This is a genomic window from Streptomyces sp. NPDC101393 (genome assembly GCF_044767385.1).
Classification (GTDB): domain Bacteria; phylum Actinomycetota; class Actinomycetes; order Streptomycetales; family Streptomycetaceae; genus Streptomyces.
On record NZ_JBIWNU010000010.1, the window covers coordinates 79,526 to 97,932 of the forward strand.

The following is an 18,407-nucleotide window of genomic DNA, read 5'->3' on the forward strand; positions in this document are numbered from 1 at the left end:
CCAAGGTAGCCGCGCCTGTTCGGGGCCAGGGAGCGGAGGGGCGCAGGTGCGGCCCAGGCCTCCGAGTGAGGCGGTAGCCGCACACCCTTTGGCTGTGCGGTGCGGCCGGAACAGCGATGAGTTTCGCCGTGACGTCCCGTCTGAATCCAGGTACTCACTCCACTACACCCGAGGAGAGCGTCATGACCGCCACCTACACCTTTGACGTCTCTTCCACCTTCGACGGCTACGGCCGCCCCAGCACTCCCGACTGGGGTGGTGAGTAACGGTTGGCGCCGGGTCGGGCCCGTCCGCTCCCTCGGGTAGTGCGCCTGCCCTGGGTCCGGCGCCGGCGCGGTCGCCCGTCACTTCGCCGAGCGCGCCCTCGCCGCCCGACGGAAGCGCTACACCTGAAGAGCAACCGTTGGCTCCTGGGCTGACCTTGGCGGCACCGCGACGTTGGTCGCTGTCACTGCTATTCGGCGGGCTCGACGTGTCGAAGGTTGCGGAACACCTCTGGGGTCGCCCAGCCGCGCAGCGTCGCGTGAATCGTCGAGCGGAATGTGGCCTCGGCCGTGGCGGCGTCGAGGGCTCCGGCGAGTTCGAGAGTCACAAGTCCGTGCAGGGTCACCCAGATCGAGAGGGCGATGAGCGTCGCTTCGCCGGCGAGGACGGACTGCGTCAGGGCGCGGTCGATCGCCGCGAGGAGCGGCCGGATGGGGTCACTGGTGCCGACTGTGCCGGACGGGTCGAAGGATTGCACGCCGCCGAACAGCACCGTGTAGAGGTGGCTGTGTTCGCGTCCCCATCGGCGGTATGCGGCGGCCAGTGCGTAGAGGTCGGCAAGGGGGTCCTCGGAGGTCGGCACTGCCGACACTTCCTGGAACAGGCCGGCCACGGCTCTGTTGCGTACCTCGCCGATCAGCCCGTCCTTGCCGCCGAACAAGGAGTACACGGCCGTCGTTGACGTCCCTGCGGCAGTGGCCAGGGCGCGGACGGTGACCGACTCCCGTGGACGGGTGGCGAGCATCTCGATCGCGCACGCCACAAGCCGGTCTTTGACGGTCTCGTCGTTCGTTCTTGGCCTACCCACGACGAACAGCGTACCGTCCCTGATAACGTCGTTTTGAAACAGTGTTTTGAAACTCTGGGGGACCCTCATGCCCACGTCCGCAATACGTCCGGCCCGCTTGGCCGGCCGCCTGGTGCCGGCCCTGGCTGCCGTAGCCGGGCCAGTTGTCCTCTTCCTGGCGCTCATCGTTCTCACGGACGGGGCAGGCTCGGGGCTCGCCGCGTGGTGGGCAACCCTGGGAATCGCGACTGCCGCCGCACTGTGGTGGGGTCGGCGCCGTACCTGGCCGGCGCGGTTCGTGCCGTTCCTGCCGGTGGTCGTCGCGGCCGCGTTGACAGCGTCGGTTTGTCTCCCGACCGTGCCCACGGCACGGCGGTATCCGACCGACCTGCCTTTCGTGGCGACGCAGCACTGGAGCCTGGCCACAGGCAGCCGGGTCGCGGTGTATCACTACCCGCCCGCGAACGACGGCGCCCGACACCCCGTTCCGTTCGTGTACCTCAACGGCGGGCCAGTTCGCGGCATCTCGGTGCTTGACCATCGGTTCCTGCAGCTCCTGGCCCGACAGGGCTACGACGTCTACGCCTACGAGCAGGCCGGCGGCGGACGAAGCGACCTGCTTCCCATGGACCAGTACACGATTTCCAGGTCGGTTCGCGATCTCGCCGCCTTCGTCGATCGCCTGGGCAAGGGCAGGGTCGACATCCTCGGGTTCTCCTCGGGCGGGGTCGTGCTCACACGAGCCCTGGCCGACCCGCGCGTCGCGGCGCGCTTGCACCGGGCGGTCATCGCCGAGCCCGGCCCGATGGACGGCCCTACCGCGCACATCACCGGGCACACGGGCCGGGAGTCCGCGCGCGGCCTTGCGCCGACCATGACCGGACCGCGGTCGACACGCATCCCCCGGTACGCCGTCGCCTTCGGCCTCCTGCAACTCGGGCTCCTCGCCCCCGACTCCGGGCTGATCGGACAGGCAGAGGGCGACAACGCATTCACCGCCGCCGATCTCGGCAGCGACACCGCATCCGGCTACTGCGCGCGCGACGCGCACCGCATCCCCGTCGAGGACACCGAACAGAACTTTTCCTTCAGCGCCGCCGCCAGCCTCCGCGTCCAGGAGACGATCAAGGACTCTGCCTCCATCGCACCGCGACTGCGGCACTCCCGGACCCCCGCGATGCTGATGGTCGCCGAGTGCTCTTCCCAGGTCCGTCAATGGGCGACCGCCATCCTGGCCAAGGACCCTGCCCTCCAGCGCACGCAGTACATGCCCGGCGTCGGACACCACATGTGGAACGGCCTCGACGACAACAACAACCGAGCCGCCGCCACCGTCACCGCGTTTCTTGAGGACAGGCCCGCACCCCGGCCGAACTACCCGACCCGCAGCGAGATCCCCACCTTCCTTCGTGACCACAAGTGACAACGACCTGCAGTCCGCCACCGGCGCAGAGGGCCCGCTCGGCTTGCCCGCCCGGACGTCACCTGTACCTCCCTCACAGACTGGGCGAGCACCAAGCTCCGCTGATCCTTGACCCTTGATCCTCGACACCGATGAGCGCGTCACGCCGCGCGAACTCGCCTGCACCTGCGCTGACACGGGAGGGGAGTGCGAGGGTCGCTACCTTCATGTGGTGCTCCGCTGGGTGGTGGGACGGAGTGCGGTGGTCACGGCGGCGGTGTTCGCGCTGACGATCACCGCGATGGCGAGCCAGTCGAGGGCGTCGAGGTGCTGGCCGAGAACAGCGAGGCCGGCCAGGGCGGCGAAGACCGGGTTGACGCTCATGAACACCCCGAACAAGGGCGCAGGTATCCGGCGCAGGGCCAGCAGATCGGCCAGGAAAGGCACCGCGGAGGAGAGCACCCCGGCCGCCAGCGCGCAGCCCAGCGTCCCGGCCGTGGGCGGGTGTCGCCACAGCACCCACGCGCCGACCGGCAGGTAGAGGGCGCCGGACACGGCCGCCGCGGCGGCCGATCCTTCCAGGCCGGGCAGGCGGGCCCCGACCGTCCGGTTGAGCAGGATGTAGCAGCCCCAGCACGTCGCGGCCAGCAGAGCCAGGCCGATGCCCACATAGTCGGTGGACGGCGTGGGGCGGGTGAGGACCACCACCGCGCCGGCAGCCGCCACCGCGGCAATCAGGTCGATACGGCGGCGGGAGCCGGCCAGCGCCACGGTCAGCGGACCGAGGAATTCCAGTGTGACCGCCAGGCCGAGCCCGATCCGTTCGATCGCCGCGTACAGGGACAGATTCATCCCCGCGAACACCAGCGCCAGACCCCACACCAAGCGCCACTGCGCCGCGGTGAAGTGGCGCAGCCGCGGCCTGCCCACGACCCCCAGCACGAGGGCGGCCACCCACTGGCGAACCGCCACCACCCCGGCCGGGCCGAGGACCGGGAACGCGAGCGCCGCTATCGAGGCCCCCGTCTGGTTGGACAGACCGCTGGCCAGCATCAGTGCCACCCCGCCCCATCGCCCCGATTGCCGGGAGGCGGCAGAACCAGCGGACGCGGCAGCCTGCGGTACGACGGCTGGAGAGGGAGGGGAGTCGAGGTCCATGGCTCCACGATGGAAGCCTCGCCGCGATACGCAAAATGCATCTACGCGGCTACCTATACGCTGAGCGTATGGATCGGAGCAGGGGGACGGAGCGCGGTGACGCCGGAGCGGGCGCACCTGCGGTGCCGGTCGCCTCGCCCTCTTCGGCACGGCCCGGTTCTCGTACAGCTACAGCGAACGGACATGCAGCGCTGTGTGATTGTGGGGCGTAGCTCCCCTCACCGGGCGCCACCGGGCGTCTCGTTGCGGATGGACTCCGGTGTGATGACCAGGGTCGTCGGCCACTGTCGAGCGCATCGGCATCAGTAGCAGGCGGATGGGCGCGCTGCCGTGCCGGAGGGCGTCGTTGACGAGCTCGCTGACGATCGGTTCCGTGGTGAACTGCGGCTCATCCATGCCCCATTCCGTGAGTGAGGTGTTGTCATCGCCGATGAGCCAGATGTCCTCAGGAATCTGCAATCCGGAACGCAGGCACTGATCTTGCGCGGCGAGGGCCGCGAGGTCGTTGTGGACGAACAGCGCCGGGGGAGCGGGACCCGTGGCGAGAAATGCGTCGGAGGGGGTGGGGCAGGGTCACGTGTCCAGGGCGTCACGGACGGCGGTCAGGATGTCCTCGGTGTCGGCGCCGAGCGCACGGGCGGCGGAAGTGAAGTCCCGTGCCAGAGTGGTGAGTTGGCCCGCATCGTGCGCGTACGGCTCGGACGGGATCCTGCCGACCCGGGTGCCCGCGCCACGGCGGGTACGGATCAGCTCGGCGGCCTCCAGCGCGCGGTAGGCGCGAGCCACGGTGCCCGGCGCCAGATCGAGATCGACGGCGAGCTGGCGCACGGTCGGCAGGCGCTCGCCCTCGGCCAGTCGGCCGGTGCGGATCAGCGCGGCCAGCTGGGCGCGGATCTGCTCGTACGGCGGTACCTGGCTGGTGGTGTCGACGCGGACGGCGGGGTCACTCATCGTCGAAAGAGCCATCGTCGGCTGCCTCGTCGTCGACCGCCCGCGGTGCCACCACCGTGATCAGGGACCATCCGAAGGTGAACAGGCTCAGCAGGCCCAGGGGGCAGATCGCCACGATGGTCGCGGCGCCCAACGGACCGGCGCAGTTCTCCTTCTCCGTGAGCGCGACGAAGATCATCAGTACGACGAGCAGTATCTGACTGGACACCAGCAGCCCCCAGGCTCCGGTGATCGCCCACGCGCGGTCGCGGCGCTGCTGCTCGCCGCCCGGGCCGTGGGCGATACGGCGCAGGGCCCAGGCACAGACGGGCGTTCCGACCGCGAGGGCGGCGAACATCGGGCCGCTGTAGTACAGGCCGGGCCACGGGCCGAGGGATGCGCGCGCCCCGTCGCAGGCGACGGTGATGACATGACCCGCTCTGCCTATTTGGGCGGGGTCGGAGGAGGCCGTGACCGCACCGATCACCAGCAGGGTGCCGAGGGACGCCGCCTGCAGAAGAAGCAGGGGCGCCATGCGGGGCGGCACTTGGTCTCTGACCAGGCGGGGGGTGATGCTCGCGGTGCGTACCGCTTCCTGGGGACGCAGGGTCAGGGCGTCGCCGAGCAGGACACCTCCCACCGCGCACAGGCCGAAAGCGGTGATGGCGAGCACGAGGGGCATCGTGATGTCGCCGCTCTGCACGGTGATCAACTGCTGTGCGGCCACCGTGCCGATGGCCAGGCCGGACCAGCGGGCGTAGTAGTCGGCGTGGTCGAGGAACCGGGACTGGAGCGGGGCGGTGTCGAGCATATGGAGATCCCCCCAGATCATCTTGTATTAAGAAGTGGGTACAAGATGCCTTGATCGAGATCTTGTGTCAAATGCTCGATACAAGGTGAGGGGAAGGGAAGACGGCTCTGACGCAAGGGAGTTACCTCCGGCGCACTGCCGGCCCGCTGCTTGCGTGATGCCGTGCATCGTGCGCGGCATCTGACGGCTCGTGGAGGTACCGATAGGTCAGCGGCCAGGCCGGCAGCCAGGTCAGCCGGGCCGGCCGCGGGCCCGCATGGCGAGCGTATGGCGCAGAGCTGTGTGCTCGGCGTTGACCGGGTGACGGAGTACGCGTGGAAGCCGTGGAAGCCGTGGAAGCCGGGCGGCCCGCTGAATGTGAACGGGTCAGCGCGAGGGCGGCGGAACGTTCATGACCAGGTGTCGAGGAAGCGGCGAACCGTGGCCGCTGATTCCTCAGGCCGCCGCAGATGAACCCAGTGGTCGGCGTCCAGCTCGACCAGGGTGGTGCCGGGGCGCCGGGAGGCCATCTCGTGGGCCTGTGCGGTGGGCAGCACGGTGCTGGCGGTGCCGTGCAGGAGCAGTGCGGGGCAGTCGGTGCCCAGCCACTGGTGCCAGTGGTCGCCGAGCACCCGGGTGTCGGAGTCGACCATGTCCCTCGGGTGGCTTCCGAGTCGCCAGCCGTCGCGCTGCGGCCGCATTCCGCCTTCCAGCAGGGGTGCCAGGGGGCCGCAGGCGGCGAGGAGTTCCTCGCGCGTGGAGGCGGTGTACGGCACATCGAGGAGGAAGGACAGCGGGGCGGGGGCGACGGGGGGTAGATACGCGGGCCCGTCGATGTTGATCAGGGCGCTCACGGCGCCGGGTTGGCCCGCGGCCAGGTGGTAGCCGTTGATGGCGCCGAGGGAGTGGCCGAGGACGGGTAGGGCGTGCTGGTCAAGACCGATGTGGGTGAGGAGGAGGCGGAGGTCGCTGAGATATCCGTCCCGGTCGTAGCGCTCCGCCCGGTCGGAGTCTCCGTGCCCCCGCTGATCGGGGGCGATCACCCGCCATCCGTGGGGACCTAGGGCATCTGCAAGCTCGGCGAAGTCGGCGCCCTCACCGAGGTGTCCGTGCAGCGCGAGCAGGGGGCTGCCTTTGACGGGCCCGAAGGTGAGGTAGGAGAGGCGTCTGCCGTCGGGGGCGGTGAGGTGAGTACGTACGCGTTGAGCTGGGGCAGGTCCGGGCGGCATGGTCTCACCGTAGGCGGGGTGCGGGGTGCGGGGTGCGGGGCCGCGGGGTGACCCGGTGGGTGGGCAGCCACCGTTGAGCGAGAGGCGACGGCTTCGGCTACGGCACGGGGGAACGCCCGGGTGCTTGCCGCGCCGACGGGGCCGTGCGATACCCGGCCGTGCCATACCGAGCTGGGTCGGCGCGTCAAGCACCCGGTATGGAGAACCGGTTGGCAGGCAACCGCACAGCGGACTCTCGGGCGTGGTGACTGCGATGAGTGCGATGCCTGTGATGAGTGCGATTGCCTGTGGTGACTGGGATGGCGGAGTGAGGTGCGGGTGCGGGGTGCTGACGGTTTGTTGCATGTGTTGCGATCGCTAACTAGCGGTATTCGAACGGTAGTTACCGATCGTTAAACCTTCGATGAATGTGGCCTTGATCACTTTTGATTTCGGTATCCGCAGGTCAGGCCCACTGTCTGCAAGTGATCGATCACTTTCTGCCGATTATGTGCGCGAGGTGGTTAACCCTGACGGTGCCTTCTTCGGTGAGAGGGGCAGGAACGCACGTTCCTTCCCATCCGCAACGAAGCGGGGATCGTACTCATCTGAAGGGAGGGCATGTGGAGCACTTGGGGCACTCATGGCCCTGGTCCGCGCTGGCCCTGGTCGGCGTCTACCGGCTGACCGCCGCAGTACTCGACGCCCTTGTCCGCCGCGTGGCCCGCACCGCCTCGCACACCTGCGCCGAGCACCACCACGCCCATGAAGACGTCACCACGCCGCCGATACAGCACTCCGGGCACGCGGTGTGTGCGGCGAACCCCCGGCCGCCGGTGCAGCGGCCGCCGTCGGGCCCCCGCTGCGGGGAGGCCCGATGAACGAGCACTCTCCCGTGGCACGCCCCATCGGCCTGCCGCTGGACTTCGAGGTCTTCTTCCAGCGCGAGCAGCGCGCCTTCCTCACCCTGGCCGCATCCCGCCTGCGCGACCGGCGGGATGCGGAAGAGGCCGTCCTGGAGGCCGGCCACCGCATGCACGCCAAGTGGGAACGCATCCTGGCCCACGTCAATCCCGAGGCCATGACCTACGCGATCCTCAACGGCGTCATCGTCGACTTCTACCGCCGCGAGGTCCGCAACAGTCGCGTCCAGCCCTACGCCGAACCGCCCGACACCGCCTATCTGCAGGAATTGCGCAGCCACGAATGCCTCGACCTTGCCCTGGAGAAGCTGGAATCCGCCGCGCCCCTGCAGGCCAATTCGGTGCGTCTGCGCCACCTTGCGGGGCTGTCCTACGACCAGATCGCCGAGCGGCTCGGCACCACTCCCGGCGCGGTCAAATCCAGCACGAGCATCGGACTCCAGCGCCTCAAATCGATCATGACGACCGGTTCCTGCGGAACCAGTGGGGAAGAGTGATGCTCGAAGACCTGCTCCAACGCCAGGCCAAGGCCCTCAGTGCGGACTTCGCCGATCACGACCCGGTGGCCTTCACCGAGCGCCTGGCCGCCCGCATCGCCGATGGCACCGGGCGGGAGCCCGACCGCGTCACCCGCGGGGCCGTCAACGGCATCCGCCCCGCCCCCGTACGCCCCGCCCTCCACCACGGCCGCCGGCGCAGAAGGCGCCCCACACCCATCCTCGAACCGGCCATCGACCCGGCCGTCGTCCTGGCGGAGGCACGAAGACTGTGCAACATCGTCCTGCGCTCCGACGACATCGACACCCTGGGCGACTTCGCCGCCGACTACGACGCGGCCGGAGCCCGCACCTTCGCCTGCCTGCTCTACACCCTCAACAAATGGGACAGCGCCCTGTACTGGTGGCGCTTCGCCGCCGGTGCCGACGACGAACTCGCAGCCCACCTCCTGGCCGTCCATCACGCCGCGGTCGGACACAGAACCGACGCGCGGGCCTGGCGCGCCATCGCGCGGATGATGGGCTTCACCCCTGACATCCACCTACCGCAGCCCGTGCGCGGGGCAACGGACATCGCGCACGGCTTCGCCCGCTGCTGGGACACGAGCCTGCAAGCCTTCCTCCAGCAGAGCGCACTGCCCCGCGAACTCGTCACCCCCTGAGCCCGCACGGCCAAGCGCGGCCTCAGCTGGGCCACGCGGGCGCACATTGAGCACAGCGCATGGTGCGCCGCAGGCAGTGCCTGCGGCGCACCTCCATGCCTCGGCTGCCCGTAAGGCCGCTGGCCACGGGCGAGCGGAGGTGGTGATACCCGGTTCATAGTCCACGGTGGTGCCAGCATCGGTGCCGGTGCCGGTGCCGGTGCCGGTGCAGGTGGTGGCGGGCTCGTGGAGGGTGGTGCATTCGGTGCTGTCGCTGGTGAGCCTCCAGCGGAGCTTGGTGGATACGCAGTCGGAGAGGTGGCCGCGTGGGATTTCGGCGGCCGGCGGTCGCCGGGCGCGCCCCGACCAGCCCCCCACGCAGCTGCGGGATGGAGGCCTACGCGGTCAGCCGCTCCCGTGCGCAGTGATCGGCGTTCGCCGATCTCACGTCGCTGTCGGACCTGCTGATCTCGGCCCACACCGCGTCGAGGGAGAGGTCGAGGACATCGGCGATCGCCGCGATGGTCGGGAAGGCGGGGGTGGCCACGCGGCCCGACTCGATCTTCCTGAGCGTCTCCGGTGAGACACGTGCGTCGAGCGCAATCTCAAGCATCGAGCGTTCCCCCCGGGCCCGACGCAGGAGGGCACCGAGACGCTGGCCGCGTGCGACCTCTGCGGGAGTGAGCGGCAGTCTGACCATGCCGCCGATTCTAGTACCGGTATAGTTCGACCGGTATAGTTATTGGCTCCACGAGGAAAGTGGCACATGATCGAGATCCTGAACCCCACCCTGCTGGCCCGGGCAAAAGACACAGGCGCCCTGGTCGCAGAGATCCTGCAGACGCTGAAGGGCCGGAGCACGGTCGGCACGAATCTCCTGGACATCGATCAGTGGGCCAAGACCATGATCGTGGAGGCGGGAGCGCTGTCCTGCTACGTCGACTACGCACCATCATTCGGGCGAGGCCCGTTCGGCCACTACATCTGCACGGCCGTCAACGACGCCGTGCTCCACGGCCGGCCCTACGACTACACGCTCGCCGACGGCGATCTGCTCACACTGGACCTGGCCGTCTCCAAGGGCGGAGTCGCTGCGGACGCCGCCATCAGCTTCGTCGTGGGCAATGCGCAGCCCTCGGAGAGCATCGCGATGATCAAGGCAACCGAACGCGCACTGGCTGCAGGGATCGCCGCCGCCAAACCCGGAGCTCGTATCGGCGACATCTCCCACGCCATCGGCACAGTCCTCAGCCAGGCCGGATACGAGATCAACACCGAATTCGGAGGGCATGGCATCGGGTCAACGATGCACCAGGACCCGCACGTTGCGAACACCGGACGGCCTGGCCGTGGATACAAACTGCGCCCCGGGCTGCTGCTGGCGCTGGAGCCGTGGGTCATGGCGGACACCGCCACACTCGTCACCGACGCCGACGGGTGGACGCTCCGAAGCACGACGGGCTGCCGTACGGCACACAGCGAGCACACGATCGCCATCACCGAGGACGGAGCCGAAATCCTCACGTTGCCGAAGCCGTCGCAGCCGTAAGGCTGAAACCCCGCGCTCCTCTTCTCATTGCGGTGGGCGTGTGCAGCATCGAAGCGGATCGCGGTCCAGGACGTGGCACCCGGCTCCAGCACGGCCACGCAGGTGTGCGGCCGGCCTGGAATGAACTGCGACGCCGTCTCCCATCCGGCCGCCGTACATCGAAGGTCGCCCGAAGGTCGCCCCCACCTCCGGCGAACCTTCGGGTGAGCGGCCCAGTTCGAGACGTCATTGGATGCCGGAAGACAACTGACCAGAACCGGGGCCGCCCAACTCCTCGCCCTGCAGGGGCGCACCAGCTCCCCTCCGGCCGCGCAGGCAGTCGTGCGGGAGCGCTCCGCAGAGTCCGAGAGGCAACTTCACGTCACCACAGGGGGATTGTATGGGCACGGACAACCGGATATGACTGTCCGCGTGACCGACCAACGCAGCTTCGCCCGTACCGTCATCGCGCTCTCCCTGACCGTGATCGCCTGTTGTGCGCTCACTCTCACCATCATGCTGCTGGCCGGGAGTCCCGCCGTGCAGCCGCAGCGCGTCCTGGATCAGGACGCGCTGGCGCGGGCCGTGCTCAACAACGTCGAATCCGCCGACGACTTCGCCAAGCCCCCGACCATCGACGATGTCAGCTGCCCCGCTTCCATCCCCGTCGAGGCGGGCCGGGAGTTCGAGTGCAAAGTCGTCGGCGTCGGCGACGGCAGCAGCAGTGGCCGTGCCTGGGTCAAGGTGAAGATCAACGACGATCAGGGCGACCTGTCGCTGGGCTGAGGAACGGCAGAGGGGGCGGGACCGCAGCCGTGGCATCGGGGCTGCGGTCCCGCCCCGGCCGGCGACAGCAGGGGACCGCCTATAGCCCCAGGCCAGGGGCAAGACCGTCACACGCCCCGAACTCCCAAGGCCATCGGCAAGCCGGAAAAGTGGTGGTAGACAAAGAACAAGCTCAAGGCTGCGAAGGGAACCGAAGTGGGCTTTCCGAAAGCCCGAATCGTTGGGTTCCGCGTGGCTCACCCGATCAGCTGCGCTCGGGGGGAAGTCGGCTGTATCGGCGTGGCAGGGTGCGGGCATGGACACTGCACAGGTGAATCGCCTGAAGGAAACTGTTCGCTCCAAGAAGACGGCCTCGCGAATATTCGCGGTCAGCGCTGCCCTGAGCATCGCTCTTGCCACAGGGGCGGCGACGGTCACGTCCGCCGCGGCTGCGGCGCCCGCCCGTCACGCCGCCACGAACGCCGCCAAGTCGAGCCCCATCGGCGACCATGGTGGCGGCTGGGACCACGGCGGTGGCTGGGGCCACGGCCACGGCGACGACTGGGGCCACGGCTACGACGATGACGACGACTGCAGCGGCCTCATCGTCCTCCTCTGCCACTGACGGATATCCCGCACGGCTCGGGCCAGGTTGGAGGAGGGCGATGCGCTTGCGGATTTCCTCCTCCGCCTCGGCTGGGGGCAGAAGAGGACCTTGCCGGCCCCTCTTCTTCGCCGCCGGGCCACCTCCCGTCGCTGCGACGGCCCCGGTCTCTCGAGCCCGGTCGCGACGTCTACCCTGCTCGGCGGCTGCGGCGGTCAGTTGGCGATGAGGCTCCATCGGGAGCCGAGGCGCGGCCTACCAAAGCCCCGCCGCACGACCACGCCGGCTAGCGCGGCTGGTCACCAAGGGTGCCGGGGGAGTGGGGCGTTGTCGTGGTCCGCCGCTCGGTGAGGTGGGCGTCCATCGTGGAGTTCAGGTCGGTCATGAACGACTCGAACTGCTCCAGGAGGTCCTGCGGATAGTGCGACATCGCGGTGTCGAGGCGGTGGGCGAGCGGGCCGAAGAACTCGTCCGCGCGTTCTTGGATGTGTGTGCCGCTGCGCAGGGTGATGATGCGTCGGTCGGAGTGTTCGCGGGTGCGGGTGATGTGCCCTGCCGCTTCGAGACGGTTCAGGAGCGCGGTGGTGGCGCCCGTGGACAGGGAGATGCGCTCGCTCAGCCGCGCCGGTGACAGGGGCATGCCTCGCTCTTCGGCGGCGGCGATCTCCAGTACCGCCGTCGCGTCGGTGGAGTGCAGTCCCAGCCAGGCGGCGAAGCGTCGGCTGAGCTCGGCGTAGTGGCCGCCGTAGATCCTCAGTCCTTCCATCAGCCGTTCACGCTGCGCCGCAACGCCGTCGCGCATCGCTTCCTCCATGGAGGCTTGCCCACCTTTCACTCCTGCCGCGCGGTCCACGTCGGCAGCCCGCGTTGACAACCTATCGCCATCACTTTACCTTCATGATGGAATTACTTCACCATGGAGGTATCGAACGTGCGTGACCCGTCCCCCACCACCGTCGAGTCCACTGAGCCCTATCGATGGCGATGGCTGATCCTGGTGGCGATGATCGTCGCGGAGATCATGGATCTCCTGGACGCCTCGATCGTCAACGTCGCCGGGCCGGACCTGGAAAAATCTCTCGGTGCCGGTTCTGTTGGCCTGCAGTGGGTGATCGGCGGTTACGCCCTCACCTTGGGGGCCGGGCTCGTGCTCGGCGGTCGGCTCGGCGACCGCTATGGGCGCCGCCGCATGTTCTTGCTCGGCCTGACCGCCTTCACCGCCGCCTCGCTGCTGTGTGCGTCCGCGCCGAGCATCGGGTCACTGATCGCCTTCAGGCTGCTGCAGGGCACCGCCGGGGCGATGCTCCTGCCCCAGGGCCTTGGCCTGCTGCGGGAAAACTTCTCCGGGCCCGAACTCACCAAGGTCTTCGCGATTTTCGGCCCAGTCCTCGGCCTGGGCGGCATCATCGGCCCGGTTCTGGGCGGCTTCCTCATCGAGGGTGACTTCTTCGGTCTGGGCTGGCGGTCGGTGTTCCTGGTCAACCTGCCCATCGGGATCGCGGCCCTGATCGTCGCCGCGAAGTTCGTGCCCAGGAAGCAGGGCGACCGGACCGTGCGGGTCGACGTGGTCGGTGCGGGCCTGGTCGTGGCCTCGTGCGCCCTGCTGGTGCTCCCTCTGAACCAGGGGCAGGAGGACGGCTGGCCGCTGTGGACGTGGCTGTGCATGGCCACGTCCGCGATCGGGTTCGCCCTGTTCGCCGTACAGCAGCGCCGTACGGCCGCGGCGGGCCGTGAACCGCTGGTCGCCCTTGGCCTGTTGCGCAAGCCCGCCTTCACCGTCGGTCTCGGCGGCATCGCCCTGTTCTTCGGCGGACTGATCGGCACACAGCTCGTGCTGACCCTGTTCCTGCAGATCGGACAGCACTTCACCGCCGGAGAGGCGGGCCTGGGCAACCTGCCGCTCGCAGTGGGCACGGCGATCGGCGGAGCCGTGAGCGGCGCGTTCCTCGCCGACAAGATCGGCCGCAAGGTGCTGCAGATCGGCCCGCTGGTCCAGCTGGTCGGTGCGACTGTGCTGTGGTTCGAGCTGGACGCCCGCTCGTTCTCGATGGGGGACATCGTTCCCGGGGCGGCGCTGGCGGGTGTCGGAGCGGGCATGGTGATCGCCGCTCTGTTCAGCTTCATCCTCGCCGCGGTCGACGACGACGAGATCGGTTCCGCATCCGGCGTCCTGTCGGCCGTGCAGGCGGTCGGCGGCTCCGTCGGCGTGGCGATCTTCGGCTCGGTGTTCTTCGCGCAGGCCAAGACCGGTGACTTCACGGGCGGCTTCCACCGTGCGCTGATCGTCCAGGCGTGTCTGCTGATGACGTTCCTGGCCATCACCTTCCTGCTGCCCAAGCAGGGACGCCCCGATGGCGAGCAGCACGGCACCACCGCCGAGGCTCCGACCCACACACAGCACGCCGCCGCGTGAACCGGTTCTCATCACAACCCGGTTCTCCTCAAAGGGCTGCCGCCGGCGCAAGCATCGCCACTGAGTCGGCAAGCGGAACGTCATGGGGCGGCAAGTGCCAGCCGCCGAGACCCTGCTGAAAGGGCATCAAGACGTACAGCGGCTACGCCTACCTGACTGTCATCGCAGACAGCAGCGAAGCTGTACCAGCTCGAACTCCGCCGCCGTTCGGCGCAGTTGGTGGCCAGCTCCTGAAGCGCGGTGCGTTCGTCTGCGTCGATGGCCAGGTCCGGCGGGGCTCGCTGCTGACCCAGTGCCTTCAGAACGGGAATGAATCCCGGTGGGTGAACGAGAACAGAAGGCCGGATATGACGAGGAGTGCGACCCCTACGAGGGTGCCCATTTCGGGCTTCTTCCGCGTGATGGCCGCCTTGGTGAGCATGGCGAGGGGCGGTACCCAGCCGGCGGAGTACATGTACCACTCCCCGTGTTCGCCTTCTTGCGTTTCGGCGAGGAAGAAGCCGAGGAACGCAAGGAAGTTGAAGAGGGCGGGGACGCTCCGATGTTGTCTGCGACTGTCTCACCCCGCGATTTTTTCGGGCCCTCTTGAGTTGTTTCTTCCACGCTGTTCTCCAGCTTGTCCAGCCAGATCCGAAGTGCCGGGTGAGGTACTCGACCAGCTCGGCGCCGAGCTGGTCGGTGTGGGCGTGGCGCCTGCGGACGGCTCCGACGGTTGGGTGCGCTCGTAGCCCTCGTACTTCTGCGGCTCGGGGGAAGGGCTTCGATGGCGTCGTGGAGGCTTAGGGGCTCGGCGGCGTGTGCGGGCATTGTGGTGGTGAGGGCGGCAAGGCAAGGGCCGAGATTTCTACGTCAGACCGGTGGGTCTTGGTTGCTTGCGGCGCCGCGCCCTGCGTGCGCCTGACGGGTCCCCCGGCGCACGCAGGGAGGGCCCGGGCTCTCCCTGCCCCCGAGGGGGGCGGTCCTCAGCAGAAGGACCGCCCCCCTCGGCCCGGCCGGGCGCGCTTGCTCGTTTCAGCCGGTGCTCAGTACGGCGTCCACATCCAAAAGTTCAGAGATTCTGAACGAAGAATGTCTCGCCTGCCGCGCACTTCACCGACAGCGTGGCGGCCGGGGTGGGCGGGAAAATGATGTGCGTTGCTCCTACCAATTTTCCCTGCTGGTAGAAGGGAGCAGCCAAGGAGATGTAGGACCATTCGGCATTGTCGTCGGACGACGATGCGGTGGCGAAGTACGCCCACGCGAGATTGTGGTAGTCGCCGGCGTAGGCCCAGCCGCCGGTGCACTTTCCCTCCGTGTCGGCGGCCTGGGCAGGTGCGGCTGTGCCCAGCAGGATGCCGGTCCCCACCACTGCGGTGGTGAGCAGGGCTCTGATGCGAGTGCGCTTCCTCATGGGTGTTCCTTTTCGATGTGCGGTGCCGATGCCGTTGGTCATGCGATGTCGCGAAGTCCGTCCGGGGCCTTGGCCGGGAGTGGTCGCTGTGATTCATGCGGCAGGAAGAGCGAACGCGAAAAACAACCGGTCGCGCTCCGGACGGATCAGAGGTCAATCACGGACACTGGTCAGACGTGATTGACGGAGTCCCGGGAGTAGATTTCGGCACCCTTCGCACATTTTATGTAGACCCATGCGGAAGGAGTAGGGAGGATGAGTACGTCGCCCCAGGTGTTGAATTCACCGGAATCATGGAACGGAATGGCCAGCGAATTTTCGTACCATTCGGCATGGTCATTGGCGCCGCCGCGAATTGAATACTCGATCTTGTAGTGCCAGAGGGCGTTGTGGAAGACGCTCACGAGCTGGTATTCGCCAGTGCACGTATCCATGTGCTGGTATCCCGGCGCGGCCGCCGCCGTAGTGGCGGTTCCGAGTGTTACGGACAAGGCGGCCGTGGTGACCAATGCGGCAACGGCGCGTTTCTTGAGAGACATGGAGACCTTCTGTTCTTGAAGCGTCCGCAGAGCACCTCACGTGCAATGTCAGCCGCTTTACGGAATCTTCGCCGATGTCGTCCAGCCGGAGCTGAGTAATTCCTGCTCAAAGGTCAGGAAAGGCGGGACGCCCTGGAGAGGATCCCGGGCTGGAATCCTTCCCGGCTCCGGTCCTTATCCGCATTCGCCGAGCAGGGGCTCCGCCTCCGGCCGGCGGGAGTCCGTCTGACTGGGTGATCGCGCAACTTGATGTCGTGGAGCACCGCCTGCAGCAGACTGGCCCGGGCGGCCCATGGCGTCTGCGGGCGGCTCATGAGGTCTGCTTGGGGTGGACGAAGAAGTCGATCATGTCCTGAGGTGTGAGGTGGTTGATGGCTTCCGCTTCGGCGGCGGATGCGGCACTGCGGGGGAACATGGCCTGCTCGTATGCGGTGAGGGCGGCCTCGATGTCGTCGGGGTGTGCGGCGAGGGCCGTGCCGAGTTCGGCGCCGTCCTGCATGGCCAGGTTGGCGCCTTCGCCGTCGGGGGGCGAGAGATGGGCAGCGTCGCCGAGCAGGGTCGCCCCCGGTATCCGGTCCCAGCGGTGCCCGACCGGCAGGGCGTGGAGGGGGCGCAGGACCGGCGGGGTATCGCTGTCGGTGATCAGGGCGGTGAGTTCCGGTGCCCAGCCGTCGAATTCCTGCGCGATCCGCGCGGTGGCTGCGGCGGGGTCGGTGAAATCGATGGCGGCGAACCAGTCCTGCGGCCTGGACAGAATCACGTAGGTGTGGAGGTTCCCGCCGCTCTCCCGGTGAGCCCCGACCTTCTTCCCGTTCCCGTTCCCGTTCGCGTTCGCGTCCGGATCCAGGATGAACAGGGATCCGCCACCGACGGCTTTCGCGGCGGCAGGGTGGCGGGCGTCGCCGTCGAACAGGTAGGTCTCGACGAACGATGTGCCGGTGTACTCGGGCGTGGCGGTGGACAGCAGTGGTCGGACTCGTGACCATGCGCCGTCGGCGCCGACCAGCAGGCTTGTGACCACGGTGGTGCCGTCGGTGAAGGTCACCTCATGACGGCCCTCGCCGAGGGAGCGGGTAGCGCTGACCTTGTGGCCCCACCGGACGGCGCCCGCGGGGAGCGAGTCGAGCAGGATCTGTCGCAGTTCGCCGCGTTGCACCTCGGGGCGGCCACCCGTGCCGTCGTCGGCCTTGTCGATCAGGACGGTCCCGTCCCGGTCGAGGACCCTCATCGCCTGGCGGCCTTCCAGGATGATGCCGCGGAACTCGTCCATCAAGCCCGCCGCCTCAAGGGCCGGTTGACCGTTGTAGTCATGGATGTCGAGCATTCCGCCCTGCGCGCGGGCGGTCGGGGAGGGCTCCGCCTCGTATACCGTGGCCGGAATTCCGTGGACGTGCAGGACGCGGGCCAGCGTGAGGCCGCCGAGTCCGGCGCCGATGATCGTGACAGGGGTGGGCATGGGAGCTCCTTACATGTCGCACGCCTGCCGGATAGGCACCCGGCAGATCCTGGAAAGGCTCCCGGCCCCCGCCAACAGCCTGCCTATATCGCGCCGACAGTCCCGACATGTGGCCGACGGCGCGTCTCCCTCGGTCGATCTCTACGGGGCAAAGCGCCGATCAGTCAGGAAGCAGGATGGGAGCACCGCCTGACGCTCGGATTGCTGAGCCCTGAGTCGGCCGAAGACGGCTCGAAGGGGGGCAGTGGTTCGCACCCCCGGCCCTCCAGAAGCCCGATGGTGACCCCGTCGCCTACCTTCGTCGTCCTAGGGAGAAGCCGGCCGAGCCCGGCATGCTCGCCCCGGCCCCGGCCCCGACCCCCAGGGGGGTAGAACCTCCGCCCGAACCTGCCCTGTCCGGTCGGCGCGCCCAAACCCAACCCCGTCCGGCTCCGGCGGCCGCTCGCCTCGAAGAACCGGCGCCCGCTACGACGTCGTCAAGCACCCCAGACGCCCCGAAAGCGTCACCGAACACGGCCAGCTCAGGTGGTGAACACGGCTTCAGAGGGGGACGACCAGCCCGGCTTCTCGCAATCCAAGCAATGCCCTGCCCATACACTCGGCTGCCGAGGCGCCGTCGGCCCTCATCCCACCATCCAGGGGCCCACCAGAGGCTGCGAATGTCCACGCCGGCTGACCGTGACGCAGGCGCTCTGCGTCGACCCGGATCATGGCACTGACACCCTGCTCGCCGAGCCATTCCAGGATCAGCAGCGTCGCGTCCTCGACGCCGCTGTCCAGACCCACCTTGTGCCGCCGCCCCATTCCCTTGGCCATGGCCACAACCCTACCCAGGGGCTGGATATTGACCTTGTCTTATGCCTTCGGGCGTCAGTCCATACATCAAGCTCAGCGCCAATAGGCGCTGGCGCAGCACCCCGTTCGTGTCACGTGTGGCCCGGCGCTGCCACTCCCGGTACGGCCCTGCGGGGGTGCGATCGGCGGCTCCCCAAGCGAGCTGCGGCTGCGCAGTTGGAGGGGGGAAGGCCTTGACTGCTCGGTGTTGCTGAGGCTTCTGGCCGGCCGCCGGCCTGGCCGGTGCCGTCCGGCGGCTCGCCCTCAATAACGCCGCT

General features: G+C 68.4%; 21 protein-coding genes. 8 read left to right on the forward strand and 13 right to left on the reverse strand.

Annotated features, from left to right (window positions below; translation table 11 throughout):
- Nucleotides 1–454 precede the first annotated feature (454 nt).
- Complete coding sequence (locus ACIRQ7_RS29675) at nucleotides 455–1,072, reverse strand: TetR/AcrR family transcriptional regulator (RefSeq protein WP_404265704.1); 618 nt, start codon at nucleotides 1,070–1,072, stop codon at nucleotides 455–457.
- A gap of 97 nt (nucleotides 1,073–1,169) precedes the next feature.
- Here ACIRQ7_RS29675 and ACIRQ7_RS29680 point away from each other — a divergent pair, with 97 nt between their 5' ends.
- Entirely contained in the window at nucleotides 1,170–2,474 is a 1,305-nt protein-coding gene (locus ACIRQ7_RS29680) for an alpha/beta fold hydrolase (protein WP_404265705.1), read from the forward strand.
- A gap of 204 nt (nucleotides 2,475–2,678) precedes the next feature.
- On the opposite strand, the gene ACIRQ7_RS29685 is transcribed toward ACIRQ7_RS29680, so the two are convergent.
- From ACIRQ7_RS29685 to ACIRQ7_RS29705, 5 genes are all read right to left on the reverse strand, one after another.
- Entirely contained in the window at nucleotides 2,679–3,506 is an 828-nt protein-coding gene (locus ACIRQ7_RS29685; protein WP_404265706.1) for an EamA family transporter, read from the reverse strand.
- A gap of 273 nt (nucleotides 3,507–3,779) precedes the next feature.
- The gene (locus tag ACIRQ7_RS29690; RefSeq protein WP_404265862.1) at nucleotides 3,780–4,130 is read right to left on the reverse strand and encodes a substrate-binding domain-containing protein; all 351 of its coding nucleotides are present in this window, start codon (nucleotides 4,128–4,130) and stop codon (nucleotides 3,780–3,782) included.
- A 54-nt stretch (nucleotides 4,131–4,184) separates the two neighbouring features.
- Nucleotides 4,185–4,562, reverse strand: a complete 378-nt coding sequence (locus ACIRQ7_RS29695) for a GntR family transcriptional regulator (protein WP_404265707.1) — start codon at nucleotides 4,560–4,562, stop codon at nucleotides 4,185–4,187.
- Nucleotides 4,555–5,352: a hypothetical protein gene (locus ACIRQ7_RS29700; RefSeq protein ID WP_404265708.1), complete on the reverse strand. Its 798-nt coding sequence runs from the start codon at nucleotides 5,350–5,352 to the stop codon at nucleotides 4,555–4,557. The genes ACIRQ7_RS29695 and ACIRQ7_RS29700 overlap by 8 nt, the downstream gene beginning before the upstream one ends.
- Before the next feature lie 389 nt (nucleotides 5,353–5,741).
- Entirely contained in the window at nucleotides 5,742–6,560 is an 819-nt protein-coding gene (locus tag ACIRQ7_RS29705) for an alpha/beta fold hydrolase (RefSeq protein WP_404265709.1), read from the reverse strand.
- A 602-nt stretch (nucleotides 6,561–7,162) separates the two neighbouring features.
- Between ACIRQ7_RS29705 and ACIRQ7_RS29710 the strand changes: the two genes are divergently transcribed.
- From ACIRQ7_RS29710 to ACIRQ7_RS29720, 3 genes are read left to right on the forward strand one after another with little or no spacing between them, the layout of a single operon-like run.
- Nucleotides 7,163–7,420, forward strand: a complete 258-nt coding sequence (locus tag ACIRQ7_RS29710) for a hypothetical protein (protein ID WP_404265710.1) — start codon at nucleotides 7,163–7,165, stop codon at nucleotides 7,418–7,420.
- Complete coding sequence (locus tag ACIRQ7_RS29715; RefSeq protein WP_404265711.1) at nucleotides 7,417–7,959, forward strand: RNA polymerase sigma factor; 543 nt, start codon at nucleotides 7,417–7,419, stop codon at nucleotides 7,957–7,959. Before ACIRQ7_RS29710 ends, ACIRQ7_RS29715 begins: the two co-directional genes overlap by 4 nt.
- Nucleotides 7,959–8,621, forward strand: coding sequence for a hypothetical protein (locus ACIRQ7_RS29720; protein ID WP_404265712.1), 663 nt, complete (start codon nucleotides 7,959–7,961; stop codon nucleotides 8,619–8,621). The genes ACIRQ7_RS29715 and ACIRQ7_RS29720 overlap by 1 nt, the downstream gene beginning before the upstream one ends.
- 376 nt (nucleotides 8,622–8,997) lie before the next feature.
- Here ACIRQ7_RS29720 and ACIRQ7_RS29725 read toward each other — a convergent pair whose 3' ends face one another.
- A complete protein-coding gene (locus ACIRQ7_RS29725) occupies nucleotides 8,998–9,300 on the reverse strand; it encodes a helix-turn-helix domain-containing protein (protein ID WP_404265713.1) in 303 nt (100 codons plus the stop codon).
- Between the two features lie 66 nt (nucleotides 9,301–9,366).
- On the opposite strand from ACIRQ7_RS29725, the gene map reads away from it, so the two are divergent.
- The 3 genes from map (at nucleotide 9,367) to ACIRQ7_RS29740 (ending at nucleotide 11,518) form a co-directional block, all read left to right on the forward strand.
- Nucleotides 9,367–10,149 (forward strand): type I methionyl aminopeptidase, encoded by a 783-nt coding sequence (gene map, locus ACIRQ7_RS29730; RefSeq protein WP_404265714.1) that lies wholly within the window; start codon nucleotides 9,367–9,369, stop codon nucleotides 10,147–10,149.
- A gap of 411 nt (nucleotides 10,150–10,560) precedes the next feature.
- On the forward strand, nucleotides 10,561–10,914 hold the full coding sequence (locus tag ACIRQ7_RS29735; RefSeq protein ID WP_404265715.1) for a DUF4333 domain-containing protein: 354 nt from the start codon (nucleotides 10,561–10,563) through the stop codon (nucleotides 10,912–10,914).
- Nucleotides 10,915–11,209: 295 nt separating this feature from the next.
- Nucleotides 11,210–11,518, forward strand: a complete 309-nt coding sequence (locus ACIRQ7_RS29740; RefSeq protein WP_404265716.1) for a hypothetical protein — start codon at nucleotides 11,210–11,212, stop codon at nucleotides 11,516–11,518.
- Nucleotides 11,519–11,783: 265 nt separating this feature from the next.
- Here the strand turns inward: ACIRQ7_RS29740 and ACIRQ7_RS29745 are convergent, their stop codons facing one another.
- Nucleotides 11,784–12,311 carry a MarR family winged helix-turn-helix transcriptional regulator gene (locus ACIRQ7_RS29745; RefSeq protein ID WP_404265717.1) on the reverse strand — a complete coding sequence of 176 codons (528 nt, stop codon included), beginning with the start codon at nucleotides 12,309–12,311 and terminating at the stop codon, nucleotides 11,784–11,786.
- 102 nt (nucleotides 12,312–12,413) lie between these two features.
- Here ACIRQ7_RS29745 and ACIRQ7_RS29750 point away from each other — a divergent pair, with 102 nt between their 5' ends.
- On the forward strand, nucleotides 12,414–13,910 hold the full coding sequence (locus ACIRQ7_RS29750) for an MFS transporter (protein WP_404265718.1): 1,497 nt from the start codon (nucleotides 12,414–12,416) through the stop codon (nucleotides 13,908–13,910).
- A 298-nt stretch (nucleotides 13,911–14,208) separates the two neighbouring features.
- Here the strand turns inward: ACIRQ7_RS29750 and ACIRQ7_RS29755 are convergent, their stop codons facing one another.
- The 5 genes from ACIRQ7_RS29755 to ACIRQ7_RS29775 form a co-directional block, all read right to left on the reverse strand.
- A complete protein-coding gene (locus ACIRQ7_RS29755; protein ID WP_404265719.1) occupies nucleotides 14,209–14,364 on the reverse strand; it encodes a hypothetical protein in 156 nt (51 codons plus the stop codon).
- A 594-nt stretch (nucleotides 14,365–14,958) separates the two neighbouring features.
- Nucleotides 14,959–15,300 (reverse strand): hypothetical protein, encoded by a 342-nt coding sequence (locus tag ACIRQ7_RS29760; protein ID WP_404265720.1) that lies wholly within the window; start codon nucleotides 15,298–15,300, stop codon nucleotides 14,959–14,961.
- 170 nt (nucleotides 15,301–15,470) lie between these two features.
- Nucleotides 15,471–15,839, reverse strand: coding sequence for a hypothetical protein (locus tag ACIRQ7_RS29765; protein WP_404265721.1), 369 nt, complete (start codon nucleotides 15,837–15,839; stop codon nucleotides 15,471–15,473).
- A gap of 310 nt (nucleotides 15,840–16,149) precedes the next feature.
- Nucleotides 16,150–17,295, reverse strand: coding sequence for an FAD-dependent oxidoreductase (locus ACIRQ7_RS29770; protein ID WP_404265722.1), 1,146 nt, complete (start codon nucleotides 17,293–17,295; stop codon nucleotides 16,150–16,152).
- Nucleotides 17,296–17,835: 540 nt separating this feature from the next.
- Nucleotides 17,836–18,111, reverse strand: coding sequence for a hypothetical protein (locus ACIRQ7_RS29775; RefSeq protein WP_404265723.1), 276 nt, complete (start codon nucleotides 18,109–18,111; stop codon nucleotides 17,836–17,838).
- Between the last annotated feature and the right edge of the window lie 296 nt (nucleotides 18,112–18,407).